This is a genomic window from Vibrio sp. 947 (assembly GCF_033339115.1).
In the GTDB taxonomy this organism is placed as follows: domain Bacteria; phylum Pseudomonadota; class Gammaproteobacteria; order Enterobacterales; family Vibrionaceae; genus Vibrio; species Vibrio alginolyticus.
The window spans coordinates 365,511-389,497 of the sequence record NZ_JAWOTX010000002.1 but is presented as its reverse complement, the minus strand read 5'-3'; the positions used below and the strand labels follow the sequence as shown (position 1 = coordinate 389,497).

Genomic DNA, 23,987 nt, shown 5'->3' with positions numbered 1-23,987 from the left:
TTTCTCCGAAAACATAAATACAGTTGAGGAAAGTACGGAACCTCGCTTATGGATGAAAACTCGACCCCATACACAAATTAACGCCTAGTTAAGCAGCCAGGTATTGAACTCTTCATTGAGTTCATCCGCGTAGTCTGACCACCATTCATCGTTAATCAGGAAGGCGGTTTGGAAGTTTTGAGGTGCGGTAGGAAGGTTCGCTAAAATGTCTGGGTTCACCTCCGCCGAAGACGACTTACGCGTAGGCCCATAGGCAACGTACTTAGCTTGATCAGCTAATGGTTTTGTTCCTGAAGAAAAAGCAATGAAGTCCAATGCAAGCTTTGTGTTCTCACTCCCTTTAGGTATCGCCCATCCATTCATGTAACCCATTTGACGGTCCCATATAATCCGAAATGGTTGACCTTCATCCTTACGGGCATTGTGGATTCGGCCGTTAAACGCCGAGGCGATCACCACTTCTTTGTCTGCAAGCATTTGAGGTGGCTGGGCACCTGTTGTCCACCACAGTACTTCTGATTTGATCGTATCCAACTTAGCAAAAGCACGCTCACGCCCCGCTTCGGTTTCGAGCAGGCTGTAGACCTCTTCTGGCTTTACACCATCAGCCAATAGTGCCCACTCAAGATTGCCCTGAGGTTGTTTTTGCAATGCACGTCGACCTGGAAAAGTTTTTAGGTCAAAAAGATCGGTCAACTTGCTTGGCAAAGCCTTACCTTTAAACGCGTCTTCGTTCACCGCTAATACAGTGGACACTACGATGGTATTGATTGCGCACTCGTGAATCGCACCATCAATAAAATCCTCTTGTGCTGGTGTTCCATCTGCGCCCGGAGGCAAAATACTTGGGTTCACTGGTTCTAGTAACCCTTCGGCGCAACCACGAACAATGTCTGGCTTGTCGAGAGAAACCAAATCCCAGCGCACGTTGTTCGCTTCCACCTGTGCTTTAATTTCAGCTAATCCGCCGCTGAAATCCTCGGATACGATCTCAACACCTGTTCTTTTAATGAAAGGCTTATGATATGCCTCCACTTGGCTCTTGGTGAATGCACCACCCCAAGATACGACCGTCAATTTGTCTTCAGCATAAGCAGAGGCCCCCAACAGCATTCCTGAAATCAACAGCGCCAATGGTGCTTTGGTCATTCGTGACATGTTTTACTCCTTTTGGTTGTTTTTCTGGAGGCATCCGAGTACGGCTGTTGGACACCATTTTTGTTAAAATTAAGTTAACATTAGCATTTAATATATTTTATACAATATTTAATATTAAATTTTTCAGGCGAATCGTTGTAATGAAAAAGGTGATAGATCAATCGATGTCGGCTTTCCTTCGATAAGCTCTAAAAGGAGATCTGCCGTAATCGCCGCTTGAGTTAATCCAAGGTGTTGGTGGCCAAATGCCAGTAATACATTTCCATCCCAAATGCTATCAATAACCGGTAACGAGTCGACTGTTGAAGGCCGATTACCCATCCACTTTTCTCCTTGCTTGAGTGGATTTAACTCCGATTCAAACATCTCATCACCTAACTGAAAAAGCATTTCTGAACGTTTCATATTGGGTGGTGATTCTACATCGGCATACTCAACAGTGCCTGCCAAGCGTAGCCCGCCAGACATCGGAGTCATGATGAATTTTCTATTGGCAGAGCTAATAGGAAATGGCAGTACATCACGCTTGTCATCCACCATTAGGTGATAACCACGCTCGGCTTGAATAGGCACTTTGACTCCGGTTAGCTGCCATATCAAAGGCTTAGAATGTACACCAGCGGCAACAATGATTCGGTCAAATGAATGTGTTTGAGACTCAACCAACACATCACCATTTTTCTCCAACGCAGATACACCTTTTTGTAAAATCTTACCGCCAAGAGCTTCAAAAGCTTCACTTAGCTCAACACAGATCTGATAAGGGTCTAGCGTATGTCCTGTATCGGGAAAAAAGACGCCGACACGAACCTTATGGCTGAGATCAGGTATCCGCTTTCGAATCGCCTCTTGCGTCCAAACTTGATACGCCACACCGTTTTTGGCCAGTGAGTTAAGCGTACTTTGGTAGTCTTTAAACAGTTTCTCGTTTTCAAAAGTGAGCAATGAACCATTCATTTTTATTAGATGCGCTTTTCCGATTGAATCAAGCACGCCACGCCAACTTGCCACTGACCGCTCGTTAAGAGTTTTAATCGCGTTTTTTGCCTGCTCCGCGGCTGATGGCTTTGTTTGTAATAGAAAACGAATCATCCACCCGATAGTGCTTGGAATATCTTGCCAACGGATCGAAACCGGACTTTTGGGATCTAGCAGCATTTTAGGTAATTGTGGAAGCAGCGCTGGCGTTGCAAGAGGGTAGATTTGCTCAGTCGCGATATGACCTGCATTTCCCTTAGAGCATCCATTCCCCACGCCATTGGGATCAAAAATTGTGACTTGATAACCTTGCTGCTGCAACTTCAATCCAATTGATAAGCCAATAATCCCCGCACCTATCACGGCGATCCTTTCCTTTTTTGTTTCATCCTTGACCAACATAAATATGCTCCGAGTCACACTTGAAAACGTAGATTGTATACAATATATTTTACATTACGTTAACATCACTATTGTTTAATTCAACCATTTTTTCAGCAAGGAGCGAAAAATGAGACAAGGAACTTTTTTCTGTATTGATGCCCACACCTGCGGCAACCCAGTTAGGCTGGTCGCAGGCGGTGTGCCTCCACTCGAAGGCAATACCATGAGCGAAAAGCGCCAATACTTTCTTGAGCATTATGATTGGATTCGTCAGGCACTCATGTTTGAGCCTCGCGGACACTCAATGATGTCGGGGTCAGTTGTCTTGCCTCCTTGCAGCGATAACGCAGACGCTTCAATTCTGTTTATTGAAACCAGTGGCTGCTTACCAATGTGTGGCCACGGCACCATTGGAACCGTCACTACCGCTATCGAGAATCGCCTTATCACTCCCAAAAAAGAAGGCCGTTTGATACTTGATGTCCCAGCAGGACAAATCGAAGTGCACTACCAAACAAAAGGTGACAAGGTCACGTCAGTGAGGATATTTAACGTACCAGCTTACCTTGCCCACCAAGACGTAACCGTGGACATAGAGGGCTTAGGTGAGCTCACTGTCGATGTTGCTTATGGCGGAAACTATTACGTAATCGTCGATCCTCAAGAAAACTATGCCGGACTTGAACACTACTCTCCAGATGAAATTTTGATGCTTTCACCAAAAGTTCGCGAAGCGGTATCTCGAGCGGTTGAGTGCGTACATCCAGAAGATCCAACAGTATGCGGTGTTTCTCACGTGCTATGGACCGGAGAGCCCACTCAAGAAAACGCCACCGCTCGAAATGCTGTGTTTTACGGCGACAAAGCGTTGGATCGCTCGCCATGTGGTACGGGTACTAGTGCACGCATGGCGCAATGGCATGCAAGAGGCAAACTCAATCAAGGAGAAGACTTTATTCACGAAAGTATCATCGGCAGCCTATTTCAAGGACGTATAGAAGGCATTACCGAAGTGAATGGCAAAGCCGCTATTTTGCCAAGTATTGAAGGATGGGCACAAGTATACGGTCACAACACAATATGGGTAGACGATGAAGACCCATATGCGTACGGATTTGAAGTGAAGTAATAAGGATAGTAAGGAAGAATGATGAACCCACAAGAACCAACCACTTTTTACGCAGTCAACGCCTTTACTGGTGAGCCTCTACCTATTGCGTTTACGGTACATGGAGAGCAAGAAGTTAATCAAGCCGCCTCAGCCGCCCAAAACGTTGCGCGTGAGTTTCGCCAACTAAGCAATGCAAAGCGAGCGAGCTTACTTTGCTCTATCGCCTCTGAATTGGAAGTGAAGAGTGAAGAAATCGTTGCTCGTGCTCATTTAGAAACTGCCCTTCCCGAAGCACGTTTAAGCGGTGAAATAGGACGTACAGCGAGCCAATTAAGACTATTTGCCGAGGTTGTGAGCTCGGGTAATCACCATCAAGCAATTTTCGATACGCCAAACCCAGACCGTCAACCACTGCCGAAACCAGATATTCGTCGTCAGCAAATCGCAATTGGCCCTGTCGCCGTGTTTGGTGCGTCTAATTTTCCGCTCGCATTTTCTACGGCAGGTGGTGATACGGCTTCGGCACTGGCAGCTGGCTGTCCTGTGATTGTAAAAGGCCATACCGCCCACCCTGGCACCAGTCAACTTGTTGCAGAGTGTATTGAGGCTGCACTTGAGAAAGAGTGCTTACCGCAAGCCATCTTCACGCTATTACAAGGCAACAAACGCGCACTTGGCCAAGCACTCGTTACCCATCCAAAAATTAAAGGGGTTGGGTTTACAGGTTCCGTCGGTGGTGGCCGTGCGCTGTTCAATCTAGCTCAGCAAAGACCAGAGCCAATCCCCTTCTATGGTGAACTAGGGGCGATTAATCCAACATTTATTCTCCCTTCAGCCATACGAGCAAACGCCTCATTGGCTGAAGAGTTTGTGGCTTCTATGACTTTGGGCTGTGGACAATTTTGTACAAAACCAGGCGTTGTATTTGTCTTGAATAGCCCAGAAACGCAAGCCTTTATCGAAATCGCTCAAGGGTTAATTCGACAACAATCAACGGCCACTTTGCTAACGCAAGGAATCCGAGAAACGTATGAATCCGAAGTGGATAAGCGAGCTTCCGAAACAGGCATTAACGTAACTCGTTCTGAACAAGCAGAAGTGACCAATGTCGCACCAGCACTGTTCGTGACGGACAGTAAAAACTGGCGTAAAAACCCGCAATGGGAAGAAGAAATATTCGGTCCTCAATCGTTGATCGTAATCTGTGAAGATTTCGATGACATGTTGAAACTGAGTGATTCACTGACTGGCTCGCTCACCGCAACCCTTCACGCTACCGCTGAAGACGAAGAACAAGCCAAGCAACTGCTTCCAAGTTTGGAAGAAATCGCCGGACGCCTTGTATTCAACGGTTGGCCAACTGGCGTCGAGGTTGGTTACGCTATGGTTCATGGTGGACCCTATCCGGCTTCAACCAATTCTGCCTCAACATCTGTCGGGGCAGAGGCTATTCATCGTTGGTTGCGTCCCGTCGCTTATCAAGCTTTACCAGAATCTTTATTGCCGGATTCATTAAAAGCGTCGAACCCACTGGGTATTCAACGCGCCATAGATGGCAGTGTGTCCCAATAAAATCACCAAATGGCTCAAAAAGGCATCAACTGATGCCTTTTATTTCACTCTACTTCTCAAAACCTTCTTTCCTAGTTGGTTTGTGCCAGAAAAACAATAAACTACTAAAGTAAAATGGATTGGATACAATATTAATTTCACGGGAGACTTCAATGTCACAGAAACCTGTTTTTAAAACGCGTACTCAGCTCGTTGAGGAAGCAATTCGAACTCAGATCTTGAAGGGCGAGTTAAAAACTGGTCAACCTTTACGTCAAGATGCGTTAGCAAAAGAGTTTAATGTTAGCCGAATTCCTGTGCGTGAAGCGTTAGTTCAATTGGAAGCACAAGGACTCGTTAGCTTTGAACCTCACAAAGGTGCGACGGTCACTGAGCTATCTCCAGAGAAAATCAATGAGCTATTTGAACTGCGCGCTGTCGTGGAATGCCACATTTTAGAGCGCGCGATTCAAAATATGACAGACGCTGACCTTGAACGCGCGCGCGAAGTTCGCGAACGTTTCGAGTCAGTAGTGAACAGTGGCGACGAAGTAGAAGAATGGAGCAACTACAACTACGAGTTCCACAAAGCCCTATATGCGCCAGCCAACATGCCTGAAACTATGGACGTCATTTACAACCTGAACACAAAGTGTGACCGATACATACGCATGCAGCTATTGTTTACTACAGGCATTAAAAAGGCAGAAGAAGAGCACTTAAGCTTGTTTGAAATGTGCCAAAATCGCGATATCGAAGGCGCCAAGTACCTACTGAAAAAGCACATTCTAGAAGCAGGCACAGCGATTCGAAACCTGCTGCTTGAAAGGCAAAATATCAGCCAGTAAACGGAATAACGAATAAGGTGATATTCAAGGATGAATGTTGGACCAAAGTTTTTACTTGCAGCGCTACGACAAAAGATTAAAGAAGAAGGGCTTTGCTACAATTCCTTGTCAGAGAAAAGTGGCATCCCTTTATCTAGTATTAAACGCCACCTACATAATCCAGCTTTAGGTTTGGATAAAGTACTTATTTATCTGAACTACCTGAATACCGATCTCATCGAACTCGCAACCTTAGCCAACGAGCTTCAGCACCAAAACGAGCAAATGCTAACAGATGAAGAGAGCGCCCTTTTCGTTGAGCATCCTTATTTACTTGATTTTATTTATATGCTGACTTCTCGTGATATTAAACCGCAAGAGATAGCCCAAACTTACGGACTTTCTGATACAAGCTTACGATTCTATTTGCGTATCGCGGAAATTCTAGGATATGTCGAAAACTTCGGAGACGGCTTGTTTTACCGTTCTGGTCGTCGATTTATTATGGAAGAAGGTACGGCATTAGACACCTTATTCAAAGAGCGATTTCAACAAGATTCGCTTTCTCATGATATCAACCCAGGCGTATGTATAGGTCGCATTAGGCTCACCGAAGAGCAGAAAGTGCAAATAGAGGACGAGCTTTGTAATAAATTAGCGAAACTTAACGCAGTTAACACTTCCAACAATGAAGGTGAACTAACAAATATATTAATGCGCTGCACTCCCGGTGCTCAGATATTTTTCGCTGATGATTTACCTAACATTGACGGAAGCTTATTAAAGCACGTCGCTCAACTCACTAAATTAAGTTAAAGCATCAGATAAATAAATCAAACACCCCCGAGATAACATCATATATCCCTACCAAACTATTGATTCAAAGCGTTTCCTGAATCTAATTCTGATTTTTTATTTAGCAAGCGTCGCTTAGTCAACTAAGAACTTGTCTTAATTTCACACTTATTAATTGTCTTGTTAGCTCTTTTGAAATAGACAGAAAACTTAAGTAATGACTAATTTAGCTTAAGTATAAAAGACAACTTTTTTACGTTATTTACCTCACACTATTTAACTATAAATTTGCAGACGAACAAATTAAATTAATACATTCACCTAGCTAATAAAAACAAAAGCAAAACACATAATTATAATTCTATTATTTATAAGGACATAGAAAAGTGAAATTTAAGTATTCTTTAGCAACGGCAGTCACTCTCGCATTATTACAAGGCTGTGGCGGTGGTGGCGGTGATAGCTCATCACCTACTCCGTCCACTAGCAGTGCAAACGGTCCAACGTGGAAAGTTCATGATTTTAGCCAACCGTCGAAAACGTTTATCAACCAATGTGAAACGCCCCGCGTCGGACTGGACCCATATGACAACTATGCCGCCTATCCAGATAAATTGGGCTCTGCATTACACGAAAAACTCTTTTTAAGAGCTTTTACTAACGAAACGTATCTATGGTATGACGAGGTTCCTGATAATAATCCAGCAAACTACAAAACTGTTACTGATTACTTCAATACGCTGGTCACCTCTGCTACTACCGCGACGGGTAAACCAAAAGATCGCTTCCATTTTACCGTCCCTTATGAGGATGATATGAAATCATCGCAATCCGGTTTAGTTGCTGGATTTGGTTTTAACTGGGCATTCCTACGTGGCGTACAACCTCGAGACGTTCGTATTTCCTACACTGAAGAAGCCTCGCCAGCTGATAGAAGCGGCATTGCTCGTGGTGATAAGCTTCTGAAAATCAATAATATTGATGTGGTTAACACCGGTAGTCAGTCCGACATTGATTTTATTAATAAAACGCTCTTTAACCCTGACATCAATCAAGATTACACCTTCACATTTGAGAGTGTTGGCGGTCTAGAGAAAACCGTGACGCTTACCGCCTCTGATGTCATGACCTCTCCAGTTAAAAATGCCAAAGTGATTACACAAAATGGTATGCGGATCGGCTATCTGCAATACAACTCCTTTGAACCAAGCGCTCAAGCCCCGCTTATTGAGGCGTTCAGTACGCTCTCAGCAGAGAATGTTGACGAGATCGTCGTTGATTTACGTTACAACGGCGGTGGCTTAGTCCTTCAGTCCTCGCAAGTAGGCTACATGCTAAGCGGTGCTGGTCAGAACCGAGTCTTCAGTGAGTTGATTCATAATGACAAAGTGATGCGTACCATTAAAGATGGGGATAACATCTATCGCTTTACGAATCTAGCAATAGACTGGGCAGCACAGAAATATTCGGATCAAGTGCTTCCGACACTGAACAAAAAGCGCGTATATGTGCTGACTTCAGGAGGCACGGCTTCCTCAAGTGAACTGCTAATCAACGCTTTGCGCGGCATTGATGTGGAGGTTATCCAAATAGGTTCAACAACCACAGGTAAACCGTACGGGTTCTCACCAGAACAAAACTGCGGCACTATGTACTACACTATTCAGTTCAAGTCGGCGAACGAGAAAAAATTTGGCGACTTCGCTGATGGTTTTATTCCTACTCCAAAGAGCCAAATCAATACCGAGCTAGGCTTAGACAATAGAGTGGAAGGTTGCTGGGTCAATGACGACCTAACAAAACCATTAGGCGATCCATCTGAAGGTATGCTTTCTGCGGCACTAAACTACATGGAAACTGGAACCTGTCCGCCAGTATCCCCTTCAAGTTTCAACGCCATGCCGCGTAACATTTCATCTCCGGAGTTAAGCGATCTTCGCTCTCCGCTACGAACAGAGGCAATTCATGTTGAGATCAACTAACTTTTTACGAATGCTGATTCGGGTTGCGCTTTTCTTAGGCACTTCGATTTCTTTGATAGGATGCCAAGCTATGTCACAAGAACCCGTTGAAGCATTGAGTAAAAAGAACTCTCCGGAAACAGTCATAGAGATTCAAAACGCGATCGCAGAAATCCAAGGGACACCAGCACCTAGAATCGCAAATAACGTATTTGAATCCTTACCGCATTTGTTGATTGAAAAAGGACGAGTAAAAGGGAACAACAATCAACTGTTGGATGGCAGCTATGCGGATCTTCCAGACCAATATACGTTGCAGATAAGAGGTGAAACCTGTGGCTTGTACTATGCCAAAACAGATACTTTTGTCTCTCTCAGTTCACTAGATTGTGAGCCCATCATTAAGTTTTAGATCTCCCAAAATAGAAGCCCGCTGATATCAGCGGGCTTCCTACTTTATTGTTCAGTGTGAAACGGTCAACGTTACTTGAGTTCAATCCATGCTCTGCGCTGTTGCTTATCCATGTATGACCAAGCTACAAAGCGGCTCACTTTCTGCCCTTGACTCATTTCAACCACACGAACGGCTTTCACACCCAATTTTTCAAGCTGCTTACGCATCGGGCGAACGTTGTCTTTTTTGGATATAAGTGTTGTAAACCACAAGACCTGCGCGGCAAAAGCTTGGCTTTCATTCGCCATTTTTCGGATAAACGCCGCTTCTCCGCCTTCACACCACAATTCAGCGTTTTGACCGCCAAAATTCAACGCAGGTTTACTTGTCTTTACTTGTGCGGTTTGAGGTTTTAGCCCTTTCTTGCGCTGGTTTGCTTTTAGATTATCGATTTTACGCTGGCTGCCCATAGCGGCATCTTCCGCCGAACGGTGGAATGGCGGATTACATGTCGTCACATCATAACGATCATTCGGTTGAATGATACCTCGATAAATATTGGCATCATTGTATTGCTGTACCAGTGCAATTTTTCCCGTCAAAACACGATTGTGCTCTACGATCGTTTGAGCCGATTGGATGGATTTTGGATCGACATCGCTGCCCGTATAGTGCCAACCGTATTTTGTTACACCAACAATCGGATAAATACAGTTTGCTCCCACGCCAATGTCCAACGCTTTCACTTTTTGGTGCGCGTACTGACCTTTTACTTCACCATCAAGTAGTTCTGCCACTCGGTGAATGTAATCAGCGCGGCCCGGAATCGGTGGGCAAAGGTAGGTGTCGGGAATGTCCCAGAACTCGATACCATAATACGCAGCAAGCAATGCTTTATTGAGCATTTTAACAGCATTAGGATCAGAGAAGTTTATGGAGTCTTCCCCTTTCGGATTTTTGATAACGAATGGCTTTAACTGTGGTTCACTTTCCACGAGTTTTTTAAAATCGTAACGACCTCGATGAACATTACGCTCATGCAAACCATTCTTCGCTATTTTTATGAACTCGACTTCGCTCTTTCCTGCAGGCTGCGAGGATTTGCGCGCAACTTTGTCTTTAACACGCTTCGGCTTGGCTTTATTCGCGTTGTGATTATTGTTCTTCATTCAAATTCGCTTTTAAATCGAGGTAAATCATAAACAAACGAGCATCAAATTCGAGTTGGTGATACTCAGGCTCCATGTAGCAACATAACTGATAGAACGCCTTGTCGTGGTTTTTCTCACGAGTATGCGCCAACTCATGTACCACCAGCATCCTTAATAGTGGCTCGGGCGCATCTTTAAATACATTGGCAATGCGAATCTCGTTTTTCGACTTCAGCTTACCGCCATGGTTTCTACTGATTACACTGTGCAAACCAAGCGCGTTGTTTACCGCGTGAATTTTCTTATCGTAGACAACTTTACTGATTGGCGCGGCTTTCTTCATGTAGCGGTTTTTGATTGCCATGGCGTACTCATAGAGCGCCCTTTCGCTTTTGATTTGGTGCCTATCGGGATAACGCTTTTCGAACCAAGGAACAAACTTGCCACTCGCTATCAATGAGCTCACCTGCTCTACGATGTTTTGTGGGTAGCCTTGAATGTATCGAAGTGACGGATGCATAGAATTAACGTCTGTTATGACAAAATAAAGGCGCTCAATATACCTGAGATAAAGGACAGTTTCACCTTAGCTTTCGCCTTTCATTTATGGTGAAAGGTCGTTAAACTTCGCCTCCCAATGATAATGGAGAGAAACTCAATGAAACGTGTCGTCCTTTACGTCAAAGACAAATGCCCTCACTGCAAAGATGCTCAACGTTATCTGGATTCGAAAAATATTAACTATCGTTTGTGCAATGCTAAGATGCAACGCGGTCGCAAAGAACTTGATGCGCTTGGTGCTCGTTCAGTGCCAGTTTTAAAAATTGGTGATCGGGTAATGATTGGCTGGAACCCAAAGAACTTCGAGAAGATGTACAAAGGCGACTAGTGCTCGAACAATGAATCTGCGCTGCGTTTAAACGTAGCGCTTGATAAAGTCGATAAACGTTCGATCTGCTATTGATAAATACCCCTGCTTGCGCCAAGCAAGTGCCAGATCCAGCGTCACTGGTGGTTCAAACGGCACGCCAACAACGCCTGACTCATGTTGGGTCACCAATTCCAGTAACGCGGTAATCGCAAACTCTTGTTTCACAATACTCAAAATCAAAGGCAGTAAGTTGGTCTCGAATGATGACTTCATGGTAAACCCATGCTCCTCACTCACCTGATCCAAAAATTCGCGGTGAAAATAGCCATGCTGAAACATAACCAAATCGTGTTCAAAGAACTCATCAAAAGTAAGAGCGTCTCGTTGGGCTAACTCATGCTCAGGTGAAACAACGGCGACCATTTGGCTAGTAAATAAATGGTCAGTTTCTAGGTCATCAGGCACATTATCACAACTGATCACACCGATATCGAGTTGACCATTAAGCAGCATACGACGAATCGATTGAGTCCCAGCTTCGACCAAGGTCAATTTTAACTCCGGGAACTGGCTTTTAAACGCCATCACAATTCGTGGAAAGAAATAACTGCCCATCATTGATGGCGTCCCGAGCCTTACTTCGCCTTTCGCTAAACCTTTCAACTCATCAATCGCGAGCTGCGCGTCGTGCAACTGTTGAATCACCCGCTTAGCATGTACAAGTAGCGTTTCGCCCTCTTTCGTTAAGCTGATTTTTTTATCATCACGGCGAAATAGGGTAACGCCCAAAGACTGCTCAAACTTTTTGATAGAAATGCTTAATGCGGGCTGGGCAATATGCAGGGCTTTCGCCGCATGGGTAATGTTTCCGTGTTCAGCGACCGCCAGAAAATGTTTAAGTTGTTTCGATTCCATTAGATCAAAAATATATGGTGTCCATATTTTTAATATATTTTTTTAATTTATAACGAACTGATAGATTGATCACAGTCTCTCCATTTGCTCACATTAGGCAGGATTCATGGTCAGTTTTGGCACACCGGAATACAAACGCATTACGCTCTCGCTTGCGCTTGGTTCCTTCTTGGTTTTTTCAAATTTATACCTACTACAGCCAATGCTGCCCACTTTTGCCCAAATTTTCACGATCTCAGAAACGCAAGTTAACTGGCTATTTGCGGCCTCAACACTCGCTCTCTCTTTTAGCCTCGTCCCGATGGCTGTGTTGTCAGAATCAGTGGGACGAAAACCAGTCATGATGGCTGGTCTGTTTTCGATTCCTACCCTTTCCGCTTTGATGCTGTTTGGTGACTCATTTCTGTTTTTGGTGGTATGTCGAGCACTGATCGGTGTCGCGCTCGCAGCTTTTGCTGCGGTCGCCGTGGCTTACATGGCAGAAGAGCTCGACAAGCACGCTTTCTCGATGGCAATTGGAACGTACATTGCGGCTAACTCATTAGGCGGTATTGCAGGGCGTATTAGCGGCGGCTTATTGGCGGACAATTTCAGTGTTGATGTCGCCATTGAGGTTATGATGGTGTTCACTCTTCTTGGTGTCATTGGCGTTCACTATTTATTGCCAACACAGCGCAACTTCACCCCGTCATCAAGCAGCTTGCGCCATCAAAATCGTGCGCTTATTGGTCATTTTAAAAACCAACGCGTGTGGTTCGCGATGCTGATAGGAGGACTCAACTTTGCTTTGTTCGTCAACCTTTACTCCGTAATGGGGTTCCGTCTGGTGAGTGAACCTCACAATGTGCCCGTCGGGTTGGCCTCACTGATCTTTATTTGTTACTTGGGAGGAACTTTCTCCTCTCGTTGCGCAGGCCACTGGAGTAAACGTTATTCCTCAATCCTAGGTATGTTCTTAGGCGCGATAGTAAGCATGACGGGAATGTGGATTGCTGCGGTTGAAAGCCTGACTGCAATGCTAGTTGGGTTGTTGCTGATAAGTTTTGGTGCCTTCTTTACTCATACCCTCGCCTACGGATGGGTCGGTCAGAATGCCACTCGCGCCAAAGCCACCGCAACAGCGCTCTACTTAGTACACTACTACGTAGGCGGTAGCTTGGGAGGATTCTTACTTCTTTATTGTTGGCAGCATGGAGGTTGGTCGAGTGTTCTTATGGGGGGAAGTGCAGTCTACCTAGCGATGTTTGCTGCGATTGCGTATTTGAAACACATTGCCGAAAGAAAGCATACTGACCAAACACCTGACGCTGCGAGTTTAAAGAGTAGCTAAGGTACGCTCATTTGCGTAATACCTCTCTGGTTACTTGGATAACCAACTCTGCTATGCTTGGGCTACTTTAATAAAAACCAGAAAGTCGTATGTCAACGCGTTCAACACAAAACACAGATATCGAAGCGATCACTCAACAGGTCGATCAATGGCTCAACGATGTGGTAATCGGACTCAACCTTTGTCCGTTTGCTGCCAAGCCGCAACGTAATAAACAAATCAAAATCTTTGTTAGTGAAGCGACTCAAGAAGAAACGCTTCTTGAAGATATTTTATTGCAACTGATTGAGCTGAGTAACACAGAGCCCGAACAACTTGAGACCACGTTGGTTGTGGTTCCCAACATGCTACAAGATTTCTGGGACTACAATTTTTGTATCGATTGGGTTGAAGGGTTAATTAAGCAGCAGAACTGGGAAGGCATTTTCCAAGTAGCGACTTTCCATCCTGATTACTGTTTTGGCGGCGCTAGGCCTGAAGACGACGAAAACCTAACCAATCGTTCTCCTTACCCGATCTTCCATTTGATTCGCGAAGAGAGTATGGAAAAGGTACTAAAACACTATCCTGATCCTGAATCCATTCCCGATACGAACATCGCTCGTGTTTCCGCCCTTTCAGAGGAAGAACGTAAAAAGCTGTTCCCTTACCTATTTCGTTAAGCACCACCATTCCCAAAGGCAGATTTATCACCAGTTAGATGCAATGCCCTTGGGGTTCAAAGTGCGGTTTGGTATCATTGCCGCTTCAATCGATTCAATGGAAATTAGAATGCAACTGTCAAAGCTAACCCAAGAGATTTTTGATCACTTATACCGTGATATCACCGAGTTCCGTAGTACGTTCGACTTACCAGTCGCAGACGCTGCAAGCCTTGATACGCAAGCAGACACACTACACACCTCTTTGGCGATCGAAGAACTAACAGAGCTAGCAGAAGCAGATTGTAAAACTGAGCAAGCAGATGCCATCGTAGACAGCGTGTATGTATTAATGGGCCGTCTCGTTCATCTTGGCCACAGCAAAGTAGAAGACAACCTGGCGATCAGCTACTTAATTGATCTTCTATTAAACGTTGCGGTAAACCGTGGTATCGAATTTATTCCTTGCTGGGATGAAGTCCATTCAAGCAACATGAGCAAAGTATGCCGTAACGAGCAAGAGTACTCAGAAACAGAAGCATTCTACGCGGAACAAGGCATCAAGTTGATGGCGGTGCAGAAAGGTGAATACATCATCGCGAAATGCGCCGAAGATTTCGTATCGGAAGGTAAAACCATTCGTAAAGGCAAAGTACTCAAATCTGTTTACTACCGCCCAGCAGATCTAAAACCGTTAACTCAATAAGCGTTGAGTTTGGCTATCTCGATTAAAAAAAACGACCTCAAGTAGGTCGTTTTTTGTTGTCCCTAAATACTAATCAAAGATTAAATAAGGTTGCTCATCTACGATGACCTTTTTGACTTGAGTATTGAACACTTCCCCGAGAGCTTCTTCCGTTAGCACAGTATCGGCATTTCCTGATGAGTGCAGCACACCGTTGTTAAGCAGCAATACTTTATCTGCGTGCTTTAATGTGCGATTGAGATCGTGATTAGCAACTAATACTCCAATCCCCTGCGCCGCCATAGCGTTAATCAATTGATAGAGCAGACCCTCTTGCGCAATATCTAACGGTGCTGCTGGCTCATCCAAAATTAAAAACTGCGAAAAAGGATTAATGGTACGCCACACCTGCAAACATACACCTGCTAATCGGACACGCTGCCACTCACCACCGGATAATGTTTGAATACTGCGATGAAGCTTATCTTGCAGTTGTACCAGCTCCACCACCATATTCACGGCATCACGCACTTTGATATCCGCAATCTCAGCACCACTTGGCAGAGATAAAGCGAGATACTGAAACACATCAACATTAAACGCTGGGCGCGATTGCTGACACAAATAACCTCGAACATGAGCTTGCTCTGACAACGGTAAAGTAAGCAAGTTTTTGTTGCCAACGTACACTTCACCACTCATACCCTCTCGGTGACTTAACGTACCAGAAATCGCAGCCAATAAAGTGCTCTTACCGGAACCATTAGGCCCAACTACATGTACGATTTCGCCAGCTTTGCATTCAAAAGAAAGAGGCAATAATCGACTACCAACCGACATATGTTTAACGTGCATCATGACTCTTCACCAGCATCCAGATGAAAATAGGTGCGCCAATCGATGTTGTCATGACACCTAAAGGTAACTCTGCGGAGTCCAATAACAGTCTTGCGCCGATGTCAGCAAATACAAGCAACGCAGCACCAGATATTGCAGAAAGTGGCAATAAATAACGGTTTTCCGTACCAAAAGCCAAACGCAACAAGTGCGGCACCACCAAACCAACAAAACTGATGATGCCACCCAAAGCGACTGAACTACCCACCAAAACAGAAATGGCGAGGATCAATTTCCAACGCATTTGATGCACATCGACACCCAATTGGGTCGCATGAATCTCACCCAGCATCAATTTATCAAGCGACTTGCCTTTACAACATAACCAGATAAGCACCGGTAACATCACTAAAGTAACGGTATGTTGATACCAACTTGCACCGCCAATACTGCCCATTAACCAATACATCAGTTGGCGTAAGCTAAGATCATCACTAAAGTAAAAAGCCCACGTCACAATCGCGCTCGATAAAATACCCAATGCGACCCCAACCAAAAGCAATCGAGCCGTCGTCAGGTGCATTGCCCTTGCTATCGCCACCAAAACAAACGTGAATACCATCGAGCCTGCAATCGCTGCCAACATAAAAACAATCGGGGTAGGAAGAACAGGTGACGCGAACATGATTAAGACCATTGCTAAGCTTGCACCACCAGAGATACCAAGCACGCCAGGTTCAGCCAACACGTTCCCAAGCAACACTTGTAACGTCGCGCCAGATACCGCTAACGCAGCACCAATAATTGCCGCAGACACTAACCTCGGTAAACGCAAGTCCACCAATAACTTCTGTTCAAATGCAGATAAGGATTGAAAAGGAGAAAGGAAAATTTCTCCGACCATCAAGTGAATGGCAGAGAGTACAGCGAGCACGATCGACATAACCATCAGGTTACGTTGCCAGCGTCGCTCCTTGTTCAGGATAAGTTGTTGAAAATCCATAGCAGCCGATAAAAACAGACGAGGCTTAACCTTACAGTTAAGCCTCGGTAAATTGCAATTAACTTCTCAAAGCAAAATGTTGGATTAATCGTAAACCAACTCACCCTCTTCAAAACGGGTTTTCACTTCACAAACCATCAGAGCTGCGCGTTGACCTATTGCGACGTGGCGGTTTGGGAAGACAATCGCTTCGTTTTCGTTCTTTGCCATTAATGGTTTGTCGCCATCATGACCAAACACTTCGCCGTGAACAAATGAGGTGAAGTTTTCAACATTGTCGTCGAACATAAAGTCAAAGTCTTCGTTCAAACGAACGATTGTGCGACTTACGCGATACTTAATGCATGGTTTTGGTAGGTGTTCTGGCTTCGTTTCCGCAATCAAATTACGTAAAGACAAATCAAACGCGGTCAGTTTATCGAGGTCATTTTCACCAATACGAGCCACACGTCCAAGCTCCATCGTGAGAGCCTGCGCACCAAAGTTCTCAGCACTGTACCAGCTAAACGTACTCGATGGTGAGTTTGACAGGAGCACAGCTTCAATGTGTGCACTGTCCAAGAAATCGATCAATGCCTTGCTGCGCACTGGATGACGAGTCTTAGGACTTACTGCAAACGTATAGTGCTTCGAGCCTCTAATCGCGCAGTGTAAATCAAGGTGCCAGCGTGTTGTCGGGTCGGTATCCTGATAAAAATCTCGAACAAGCAGCTTAAGTGTATCGGCGATAACAAGCTCTTTTGTCTGTTTGTGTTCTTTTTCGTCAAACAGACGGTTGAGGTTTTCTTCGAGGAATCGCGTGTGCGCCAGAGTGGATTCTGGGTGAGCGATAATGAACAGACAACGGGTATCGACCGTCTGGAACCCAGATTCTATGTCTTGAATAATGGAATCCACCAGCTCCATCGGTGCGGTTTCATCTCCGTGAACCCCACAAGAGATGATGATGTTCTTCGTATCCTGAGTATAATTCGCAGGGATTACTTCTAATACACCACGCTGATAGAGTTTAAGTTTTACACCGTTAGAAAGCACCTGCTCCGCTGGTGCAACATCAATATGAACATCTAACGTGTCAGTTAAAAACGATTGGCGAAAGAGAGACTTCGTCATGCGTTACTCCTTAATAGCACGGCGGATATGTTAATAAATTGTACAAAGGATTTTTGTTGCTGCGATCTCACTTATGAGTAGAAATCACTATTTCCCTCGAAAATCCGATGCCTTTTCGCGCCAGGCACTCAAATCAAGCATTGAGGCGTTTAATTTTCAAACAATTACAAAGTGTTAGGGCTGTGAACTTTACCACAGCCCTGATTAAGATCATTATGATTTGATCAAATTTTTGTAGCTATAAAGCAGATTATGCATCAACACTGCGAAAAACTTAGCCGCGCTGTGCGAGCAAACGCTCAAACTCATCGACTTTTTCACGCACTAGCTCAACACTCTGCTGCCAAAACGTTGGCTGGGTTAAATCCATCGACAGGTGCTTTTCGACGACATCTTCCGCCATCATGCAGCCTGTATCGCGCAGCAAATTGATGTAATCGGTGTAAAACGCTTCGCCTTTGTTTTCTCGCTGTGCATAGATACCCTTGCTAAACAAGAAACCAAATAGGTATGGGTAGTTATAAAAGCTCACGCTATCAATAGAAAAGTGCAGCTTGCTTGCCCAGAAGTACGGATCCGGTTCGCTCATTACGTCGCCATACCATTCTTTCCAAGTTTCTGACATCAACTCACAGAATTCATCTGCGGTTAACTCTCCATCCTGGCGGCGTTCATAGAACGATTTTTCAAACTCGTAGCGAACCGGAATGTTGATCATTAAAGCTAGCGCAGATGACAACTCTTCCCACAACATCTCGAGCTTTTCATCAACGCTCTCCGCTTTCGAAATCAAATGATCACGAACGATGTTTTCTGCAAAGATAGAGGCGGTTTCTGCTAACGTCATTGGGTAGTAAGTTTGGCAAAGTGGCAAATCACGAATAACCCAGTTATGGAACGCATGGCCAAGTTCATGTGCCAGAGTCATAAGGTCTGACCGACTGCCACTCCAAGTCATAAACACAAGTGGTGTTCGCGTTGCTGGCAGTTTGGTGCAGTATGCGCCAAGACGCTTGTTAGCATTTGGCGCGGCATCAATCCAACCATTTTGTACCATCAAACGGACAAACTCCGACATCTCAGGGTTTACTGTTTCAAATGCTTCACAAATAACATCAATCGCTTCATCAAAGTCGTAAACCTTCGCTTCACCGCTCAAAGCAGGCATAGCCGCCAGATGATTCCAAGGTTTCATCTCATCCAGACCATGTACTTGCGCCATCAATAAACCCGCTTTCTGACCAATAGCTCGACTGTCTTTGGCTACTGTCATCATCGCATTTAAAGTTTCAGCTTGGATTCGGCTACCATGCAAACTCGGCTCTAGGAAGTGAACTTCACGCTTCGTAGAACGCTTTTTGTTTTCAGTTAAGCGCCATCCTGCTAACGCATTCAAAATCGCAGCGAATGATTCTTGGTGCGTTTGCATTGCATCTTGTACGCCTCGCCACGCGGCTTCTTGACGCTCGAATTCAGAACCATAAAGAATGCTTGCCGCTTGAGAAAACCCAAGCTCTTCACTATTACCATCTGTGTACTCAAGCTTCACTTTCAATGAGCCAGTCAGGTTATCGTATAGGTTACCCCAAGCCGATTTGCCATCCACACTCATCGCAGCCAGTAACTGTTCTTCTGCGTTGCTAAGACGAGTATCCGCCAACTTTCTAGAATTCAAGATAGAAAAAGCTTGCCCACTGATATCAGGATTCTCATGGTCTAACACGCGCAAGATAAACTCTTCGTCGGCATGCGTTAGCGTCAAATCAAAGGGACTGAACGCTTGGGAAAGCTCCGAAAAGATGCGGGTCATTTTACCAAGTAACGATTTCGCTTCGGCGTTTGTTGCATCAACAGAAGCATAACAACTCGCAAAATTTGCAACTGTGCCCGCTAAACGACTCGCGGCTTCATTGGTTAAAATCGCATTTTGCATGATCTCTACGTTGCCACAATCTGCTGATTGTTTATTCAAAAGATCAATACATTGTTCCACAAGAGCAATATCGTCTTGAATTCGTGGGTCAGAAAGGTCGTTATAAACGATGGACAAATCCCAACTCGGCGTTGTCATTTCTATATTTCCTTTTTATGTAACTGAGTCAATTTTCGCTTCCTGCACCTAGCAGATGGGCTTCCACTGACATCTTCCGTGACTATGCCCGTAAGCAATATCGTTCTGGGCATTTTAATATTTATAAATTAACGAGTTAAAAGAGGTACGCCAATCGAACGCACCGAGGCGTAAATTTGCTCATCTATGGTAATTGTTACATGCGTGACAGAAGCGTTTCCTATCGACAACGTCGAATACCACTTTGGGTTACGCCAATCTAACTCCAATACATGAGCAAGAATCATACGAATGACGCCACCATGCGTGACGATAAGTAGATTGTCATTGATATCGTTGATGATTTGAGACCAAACGCGACATATGCGCTCAGAAAATGTGCTTAAGCTCTCAGCATTCGGCAACGTATGTTGTGCTGGCGATTGCCAAAAAGCATCTAGCTTTTTCCACTGCTCAGTGAGCATATCAAAAGGCATACCATCAAAATCACCAAATGCCATCTCTTGTAAAGACTCATCCGTCATTACTGGTAATAATTGCTGTTCAGCAATGATGTTTGCCAGTTCTTGACAGCGTGAAAGCGGAGAAGAAATTATTCCTCCCACACCTCGTCCACTCTCGGCCCAAGCCCGAGCAATACTCTCTTGATCAGCAGGCGTAACTTTTACATCTGTTTGGCCATGGAGTCCTGGTGGAGCGTCTACTTTTCCATGACGCACAAGATAGATATTGAGTGTTTTCATTTTGTTCCATCCTACTCTTTAAGAACCAACGGCAAACCAGCAGCAACAAAGGTAACGCGATGGCAAACACTGGCTAGTTTTTGATTCATCCGTCCTGCATTATCCACAAAATAACGACTAACCGCCCCCAAAGGTACAATGCCCATTCCAACCTCGTTAGAGACGAATATTAACGTCGCATCTGAGCCACGCACCACCTGTATAAGCTTTTCAATTTCTGCTTCTAGCTTCTCATTGGAACATTCATCACCTAACTCAAATATCCAATTGTTGAGCCACAAGGTTAAACAATCGACCAATACAACATCGGTGGTAGCGAAATTTGTCAGTAACTCAGATAAATGAAGCTGGCATTCATGCTCTTGCCACTCGCCCCCGCGTTGCTTTTGATGATGCGCTATTCGCTCTCGCATTTCTTGGTCAAATGGCAGCGCGGTTGCAACATAGTGTAATGCTCGCTGAGAAGCGACCGATAATTGCTTAGCTGTTTTTTCTGCCAAATGCGACTTCCCAGAGCGCGCGCCACCGAGTATCAATTGCTTCATGAGGAGTGATACAACCCAATCATAGTGAGATAAACAAGCAGTTCCGATAGCTGCTGCGCTGCGCCAAGGCAATCCCCCGTAAAGCCGCCAATTCGCTTGGTTAACCAACGTTTGAACATCAAACGAAATACCACGAGAACAAGCGATATCAAGATCGCATCCGCGAAACCAAGCACAAGCAATGTTACGCCACCAGTAAACAACAAAATGGAGACTTCTAGAGAAGACTGGCGACTTGCTAGCGGTTTACTTTTCGACGTATCACTGTCACTGACATAAGGCATGTCATAAATAAGCGTCGCTGCTAGTGCTCGGCTTGCGGTGTAAGCGACGACAATGACCAACCAAAAGTGCGGCAAGTTAGCCAGTTCACTCCAAAAAACATACTTAGCCAATAACGCCATAATGAGAGTGGCGGCACCATAAGTGCCAATACGACTGTCTTTCATAATAGAGAGGCGTCGCTCTACGGTCATGCCACCGCCAATGCCATCCGCCATATCGGTCAAGCCGTCTTCGTGAAAAGCCCCAGTTAACAATAAGCTAAACACCATCGTTAATACTATGGCAACCGACTCTGGGAAAAAAATTGAGGTGAGCGAGAATACCAAAGCGCAAAGTGCTCCAAGCACGAGACCAACTAACGCAAAGTAACGGCCTGCCTGATTCATGCGTTCTTCACTGTAAGGCAACGCTTGGGGCACGGGTAAGCGGCTAAAAAAACTGGTAGCTAATAGAAATAACTCCCACTGGTATCTTAACGATGACGGCGTGACTTTCTCAGAATTATCAGGGACTGACACTATACTGTAACTCCTGCACTCTCGAAGCTCGCCATTTTGTTGTAAAACTGAGCGGCAGCTTTTAACAAGGGTAAGGCAAGAGCGGCTCCTGTTCCCTCCCCTAGCCGTAAACCAAGGTCGAGCAGAGGTTCTGCTTTAAGATGTTCCAATACAAATTTATGTCCATTTTCTTCAGAGCGATGGGCAAACAACATGTATTCACGCGTTTCTTCATCTAGCAACGTCGCAATATAAGCCGCTACCGATACGATAAACCCATCCACTAAAACTGGAGTTTTAAGCCGCTTGGCTTCTAAAAAAGCGCCCACCATTTGTACGATTTCAAAACCCCCAACCTGTGCGAGAATCGCTTTGGTATCAAGACCTCGACATCGGTTTACCCCCTGTGCTACCAGTTTATATTTGCGGCTCAACTGCTGTTGATTGATTCCGGTGCCAACGCCAACACAATAATCAATATCTAATGAGCTCAGCGCCGATAACAGTGCTGAGGCCGAACTGGTATTACCGATGCCCATCTCGCCGAACATTAAGAGGTTTGAACCATGCAAAATGGTATGCTCAGCAATCTTCGCACCATATTCTAAACCTAACGCCACTTGTTCTGGGGACATCGCGGATTGTTTAGAAAAATTAGCCGTACCGTTACCCAACCGTTGTTCAACCAAGTTGGGATGGGATTTAAATTCTGGAACCAGCACATCAATAGGAGCCAACATGCCGCAATCTATTACTTTGAGTTGAATGCCATTAATGTCGCAAAAACAGTTGATGGCTGCGCCGCCAGCGAGAAAGTTAGCCACCATTTGCTGAGTGACTTCGCTTGGCGCAATGCTCACACCCTCCTCTGCAACGCCGTGATCTCCAGCAAATACCAGCATGCTCGGTTTGCAGATAGCGATGGAATCAACTGGCTGAGGTTTATTCTGACTTTGAATAAGAGCTAACTGCAGTGCCACCTTTTCCAATAAGCCTAAAGAACCGACGGGTTTGGTTTTGTTATCTATGCGTGCTTGTATCTCCGCAGCAAAAGAGTCATCCATTTTTTACGTTCCTTTGATGTTGTCTGGGTGAGAGGTGTTCTGTTGTTCAAGAGGTCTTGTTCAGCGACAGTTTTTGCGCGCCCACTATTGTATACACTTGCATCCAATTGGGGCAGCGCTAATCAAGTTTATCTCAGGATAGTCTGCCGAGTTCGCAGTGCGTCTCACCTTTCTTGCACGAGATTATAAGTAACTCGTTGAAATCCGCTACAATAGCTTAGACTATGTTCCCATATAGGAGAAAAGATATGGATAACAACACCAGCGCAATCATCGCCGGTGCAACTGGCTTAGTAGGCTCAAAAGTCATTGCAAACCTCATAAATCAATCAGGTGTTGGAACATTATATTATCTTTCTCGCCGCCCACTCGATGGCGTCCTAGATGTGGACAACAAGCTTATTCCTCTCATTGATGCAGACCTTTCTATCCACCAATGGGATGAGAACCAACCAACACCAACCATCGGCTTTATCTGTTTAGGCACGACCCTTAAGCAAGCAGGCAGTAAGGATAATTTGCGTAGAGTAGATGTTGATCTGGTGTGCAAAGTCGCCCAACAAATGAAAACAATCGGAGTCAAACGCCTTGCGGTTGTTTCTAGCCTCGGTGCAAATAGTAAATCGCCATCCCATTACTTAGCTTGTAAAGGACAAATGGAACAACGAATCGAAGCTATGGATTTTGAGGAAATCGTATTTGTTCGCCCAAGCCCGCTTGTTGGTCAACGTCAAAACCCAAGAATGGACGAGAAGTTAGTACAAACTCTGTTTAAGGTAATTCGCCCACTTATGCTAGGCAAACTGTCCAACTTTTTACCTATTCGAGCAGAAGATGTCGCCAAAGCGATGATTTATCAACTTTTCAGTTATCAAGAAGACTCGGTGGTTTACTTACAAAGGAAAGAAATGCGTGAATTACTGCATCACTACGAATAACCATTTTGTACAATTAACGTGCTAATTCACACTCTCACGCGACTTAGATCTCGTTTTTATATTCATTTTAGATCTAGCTAATACCCGTTTGTCATTTTTAAAGTTATATCACGAGCGTTATCTTACGCTCCATAAATAA

At 44.8% G+C, this 23,987-nt stretch carries 24 protein-coding genes; 11 read left to right on the top strand and 13 right to left on the bottom strand.

What is annotated here, in order from left to right:
- Window positions 1–84 precede the first annotated feature (84 nt).
- Both R7Q39_RS04280 and R7Q39_RS04275 read right to left on the bottom strand, forming a co-directional pair.
- Window positions 85–1,158: a polyamine ABC transporter substrate-binding protein gene (locus R7Q39_RS04280; RefSeq protein WP_033905158.1), complete on the bottom strand. Its 1,074-nt coding sequence runs from the start codon at window positions 1,156–1,158 to the stop codon at window positions 85–87.
- A gap of 123 nt (window positions 1,159–1,281) precedes the next feature.
- Window positions 1,282–2,538 (bottom strand): FAD-dependent oxidoreductase, encoded by a 1,257-nt coding sequence (locus R7Q39_RS04275; protein ID WP_318075799.1) that lies wholly within the window; start codon window positions 2,536–2,538, stop codon window positions 1,282–1,284.
- A gap of 109 nt (window positions 2,539–2,647) precedes the next feature.
- Between R7Q39_RS04275 and R7Q39_RS04270 the strand changes: the two genes are divergently transcribed.
- The 6 genes from R7Q39_RS04270 to R7Q39_RS04245 all read left to right on the top strand — a co-directional run bounded on the left by R7Q39_RS04270 (window position 2,648) and on the right by R7Q39_RS04245 (window position 9,177).
- Entirely contained in the window at window positions 2,648–3,649 is a 1,002-nt protein-coding gene (locus tag R7Q39_RS04270) for a 4-hydroxyproline epimerase (protein WP_017820891.1), read from the top strand.
- A 21-nt stretch (window positions 3,650–3,670) separates the two neighbouring features.
- The gene (locus R7Q39_RS04265) at window positions 3,671–5,203 is read left to right on the top strand and encodes an aldehyde dehydrogenase (NADP(+)) (protein ID WP_318075807.1); all 1,533 of its coding nucleotides are present in this window, start codon (window positions 3,671–3,673) and stop codon (window positions 5,201–5,203) included.
- Window positions 5,204–5,355: 152 nt separating this feature from the next.
- A complete protein-coding gene (locus tag R7Q39_RS04260; RefSeq protein WP_005377862.1) occupies window positions 5,356–6,030 on the top strand; it encodes a GntR family transcriptional regulator in 675 nt (224 codons plus the stop codon).
- A gap of 30 nt (window positions 6,031–6,060) precedes the next feature.
- Complete coding sequence (locus R7Q39_RS04255) at window positions 6,061–6,825, top strand: hypothetical protein (protein WP_005377865.1); 765 nt, start codon at window positions 6,061–6,063, stop codon at window positions 6,823–6,825.
- A gap of 365 nt (window positions 6,826–7,190) precedes the next feature.
- A complete protein-coding gene (locus tag R7Q39_RS04250) occupies window positions 7,191–8,786 on the top strand; it encodes a S41 family peptidase (RefSeq protein ID WP_042521927.1) in 1,596 nt (531 codons plus the stop codon).
- Between the two features lie 70 nt (window positions 8,787–8,856).
- Complete coding sequence (locus R7Q39_RS04245) at window positions 8,857–9,177, top strand: hypothetical protein (protein WP_318075798.1); 321 nt, start codon at window positions 8,857–8,859, stop codon at window positions 9,175–9,177.
- 71 nt (window positions 9,178–9,248) lie between these two features.
- Here R7Q39_RS04245 and rlmF read toward each other — a convergent pair whose 3' ends face one another.
- Entirely contained in the window at window positions 9,249–10,328 is a 1,080-nt protein-coding gene (gene rlmF, locus R7Q39_RS04240; protein WP_318075797.1) for a 23S rRNA (adenine(1618)-N(6))-methyltransferase RlmF, read from the bottom strand.
- Window positions 10,315–10,830, bottom strand: coding sequence for a M48 family metallopeptidase (locus R7Q39_RS04235; protein ID WP_005377870.1), 516 nt, complete (start codon window positions 10,828–10,830; stop codon window positions 10,315–10,317). The genes rlmF and R7Q39_RS04235 overlap by 14 nt, the downstream gene beginning before the upstream one ends.
- 138 nt (window positions 10,831–10,968) lie before the next feature.
- On the opposite strand from R7Q39_RS04235, the gene R7Q39_RS04230 reads away from it, so the two are divergent.
- On the top strand, window positions 10,969–11,199 hold the full coding sequence (locus R7Q39_RS04230) for a glutaredoxin family protein (RefSeq protein WP_005377871.1): 231 nt from the start codon (window positions 10,969–10,971) through the stop codon (window positions 11,197–11,199).
- 27 nt (window positions 11,200–11,226) lie between these two features.
- Here R7Q39_RS04230 and R7Q39_RS04225 read toward each other — a convergent pair whose 3' ends face one another.
- Window positions 11,227–12,096: a LysR family transcriptional regulator gene (locus R7Q39_RS04225; RefSeq protein WP_136976270.1), complete on the bottom strand. Its 870-nt coding sequence runs from the start codon at window positions 12,094–12,096 to the stop codon at window positions 11,227–11,229.
- A gap of 106 nt (window positions 12,097–12,202) precedes the next feature.
- Between R7Q39_RS04225 and R7Q39_RS04220 the strand changes: the two genes are divergently transcribed.
- From R7Q39_RS04220 to R7Q39_RS04210, 3 genes are all read left to right on the top strand, one after another.
- On the top strand, window positions 12,203–13,426 hold the full coding sequence (locus R7Q39_RS04220) for an MFS transporter (RefSeq protein WP_114322429.1): 1,224 nt from the start codon (window positions 12,203–12,205) through the stop codon (window positions 13,424–13,426).
- Between the two features lie 89 nt (window positions 13,427–13,515).
- A complete protein-coding gene (locus R7Q39_RS04215; RefSeq protein ID WP_017633946.1) occupies window positions 13,516–14,088 on the top strand; it encodes a DUF1415 domain-containing protein in 573 nt (190 codons plus the stop codon).
- A 109-nt stretch (window positions 14,089–14,197) separates the two neighbouring features.
- Complete coding sequence (locus R7Q39_RS04210; RefSeq protein ID WP_005377875.1) at window positions 14,198–14,773, top strand: nucleoside triphosphate pyrophosphohydrolase family protein; 576 nt, start codon at window positions 14,198–14,200, stop codon at window positions 14,771–14,773.
- A 69-nt stretch (window positions 14,774–14,842) separates the two neighbouring features.
- On the opposite strand, the gene btuD is transcribed toward R7Q39_RS04210, so the two are convergent.
- The 8 genes from btuD to cobT form a co-directional block, all read right to left on the bottom strand.
- Window positions 14,843–15,610 (bottom strand): vitamin B12 ABC transporter ATP-binding protein BtuD, encoded by a 768-nt coding sequence (gene btuD, locus R7Q39_RS04205; protein ID WP_082245220.1) that lies wholly within the window; start codon window positions 15,608–15,610, stop codon window positions 14,843–14,845.
- Window positions 15,597–16,592 (bottom strand): vitamin B12 ABC transporter permease BtuC, encoded by a 996-nt coding sequence (btuC, locus tag R7Q39_RS04200; protein WP_042521936.1) that lies wholly within the window; start codon window positions 16,590–16,592, stop codon window positions 15,597–15,599. Before btuC ends, btuD begins: the two co-directional genes overlap by 14 nt.
- Window positions 16,593–16,676: 84 nt before the next feature.
- A complete protein-coding gene (locus R7Q39_RS04195; RefSeq protein ID WP_005377878.1) occupies window positions 16,677–17,705 on the bottom strand; it encodes a succinylglutamate desuccinylase in 1,029 nt (342 codons plus the stop codon).
- A gap of 274 nt (window positions 17,706–17,979) precedes the next feature.
- Window positions 17,980–19,776: a M3 family oligoendopeptidase gene (locus tag R7Q39_RS04190; RefSeq protein ID WP_054729866.1), complete on the bottom strand. Its 1,797-nt coding sequence runs from the start codon at window positions 19,774–19,776 to the stop codon at window positions 17,980–17,982.
- A gap of 128 nt (window positions 19,777–19,904) precedes the next feature.
- Window positions 19,905–20,519 carry an alpha-ribazole phosphatase gene (gene cobC / locus R7Q39_RS04185; RefSeq protein WP_017820880.1) on the bottom strand — a complete coding sequence of 205 codons (615 nt, stop codon included), beginning with the start codon at window positions 20,517–20,519 and terminating at the stop codon, window positions 19,905–19,907.
- An 11-nt stretch (window positions 20,520–20,530) separates the two neighbouring features.
- The gene (gene cobU / locus R7Q39_RS04180; protein ID WP_005389806.1) at window positions 20,531–21,064 is read right to left on the bottom strand and encodes a bifunctional adenosylcobinamide kinase/adenosylcobinamide-phosphate guanylyltransferase; all 534 of its coding nucleotides are present in this window, start codon (window positions 21,062–21,064) and stop codon (window positions 20,531–20,533) included.
- Entirely contained in the window at window positions 21,061–21,867 is an 807-nt protein-coding gene (locus R7Q39_RS04175; RefSeq protein ID WP_053306937.1) for an adenosylcobinamide-GDP ribazoletransferase, read from the bottom strand. The genes cobU and R7Q39_RS04175 overlap by 4 nt, the downstream gene beginning before the upstream one ends.
- Complete coding sequence (gene cobT, locus R7Q39_RS04170; protein WP_005377883.1) at window positions 21,867–22,910, bottom strand: nicotinate-nucleotide--dimethylbenzimidazole phosphoribosyltransferase; 1,044 nt, start codon at window positions 22,908–22,910, stop codon at window positions 21,867–21,869. Before cobT ends, R7Q39_RS04175 begins: the two co-directional genes overlap by 1 nt.
- Before the next feature lie 248 nt (window positions 22,911–23,158).
- Here cobT and R7Q39_RS04165 point away from each other — a divergent pair, with 248 nt between their 5' ends.
- Window positions 23,159–23,848 (top strand): NAD(P)H-binding protein, encoded by a 690-nt coding sequence (locus R7Q39_RS04165; protein ID WP_318075796.1) that lies wholly within the window; start codon window positions 23,159–23,161, stop codon window positions 23,846–23,848.
- Window positions 23,849–23,987 lie beyond the last annotated feature (139 nt).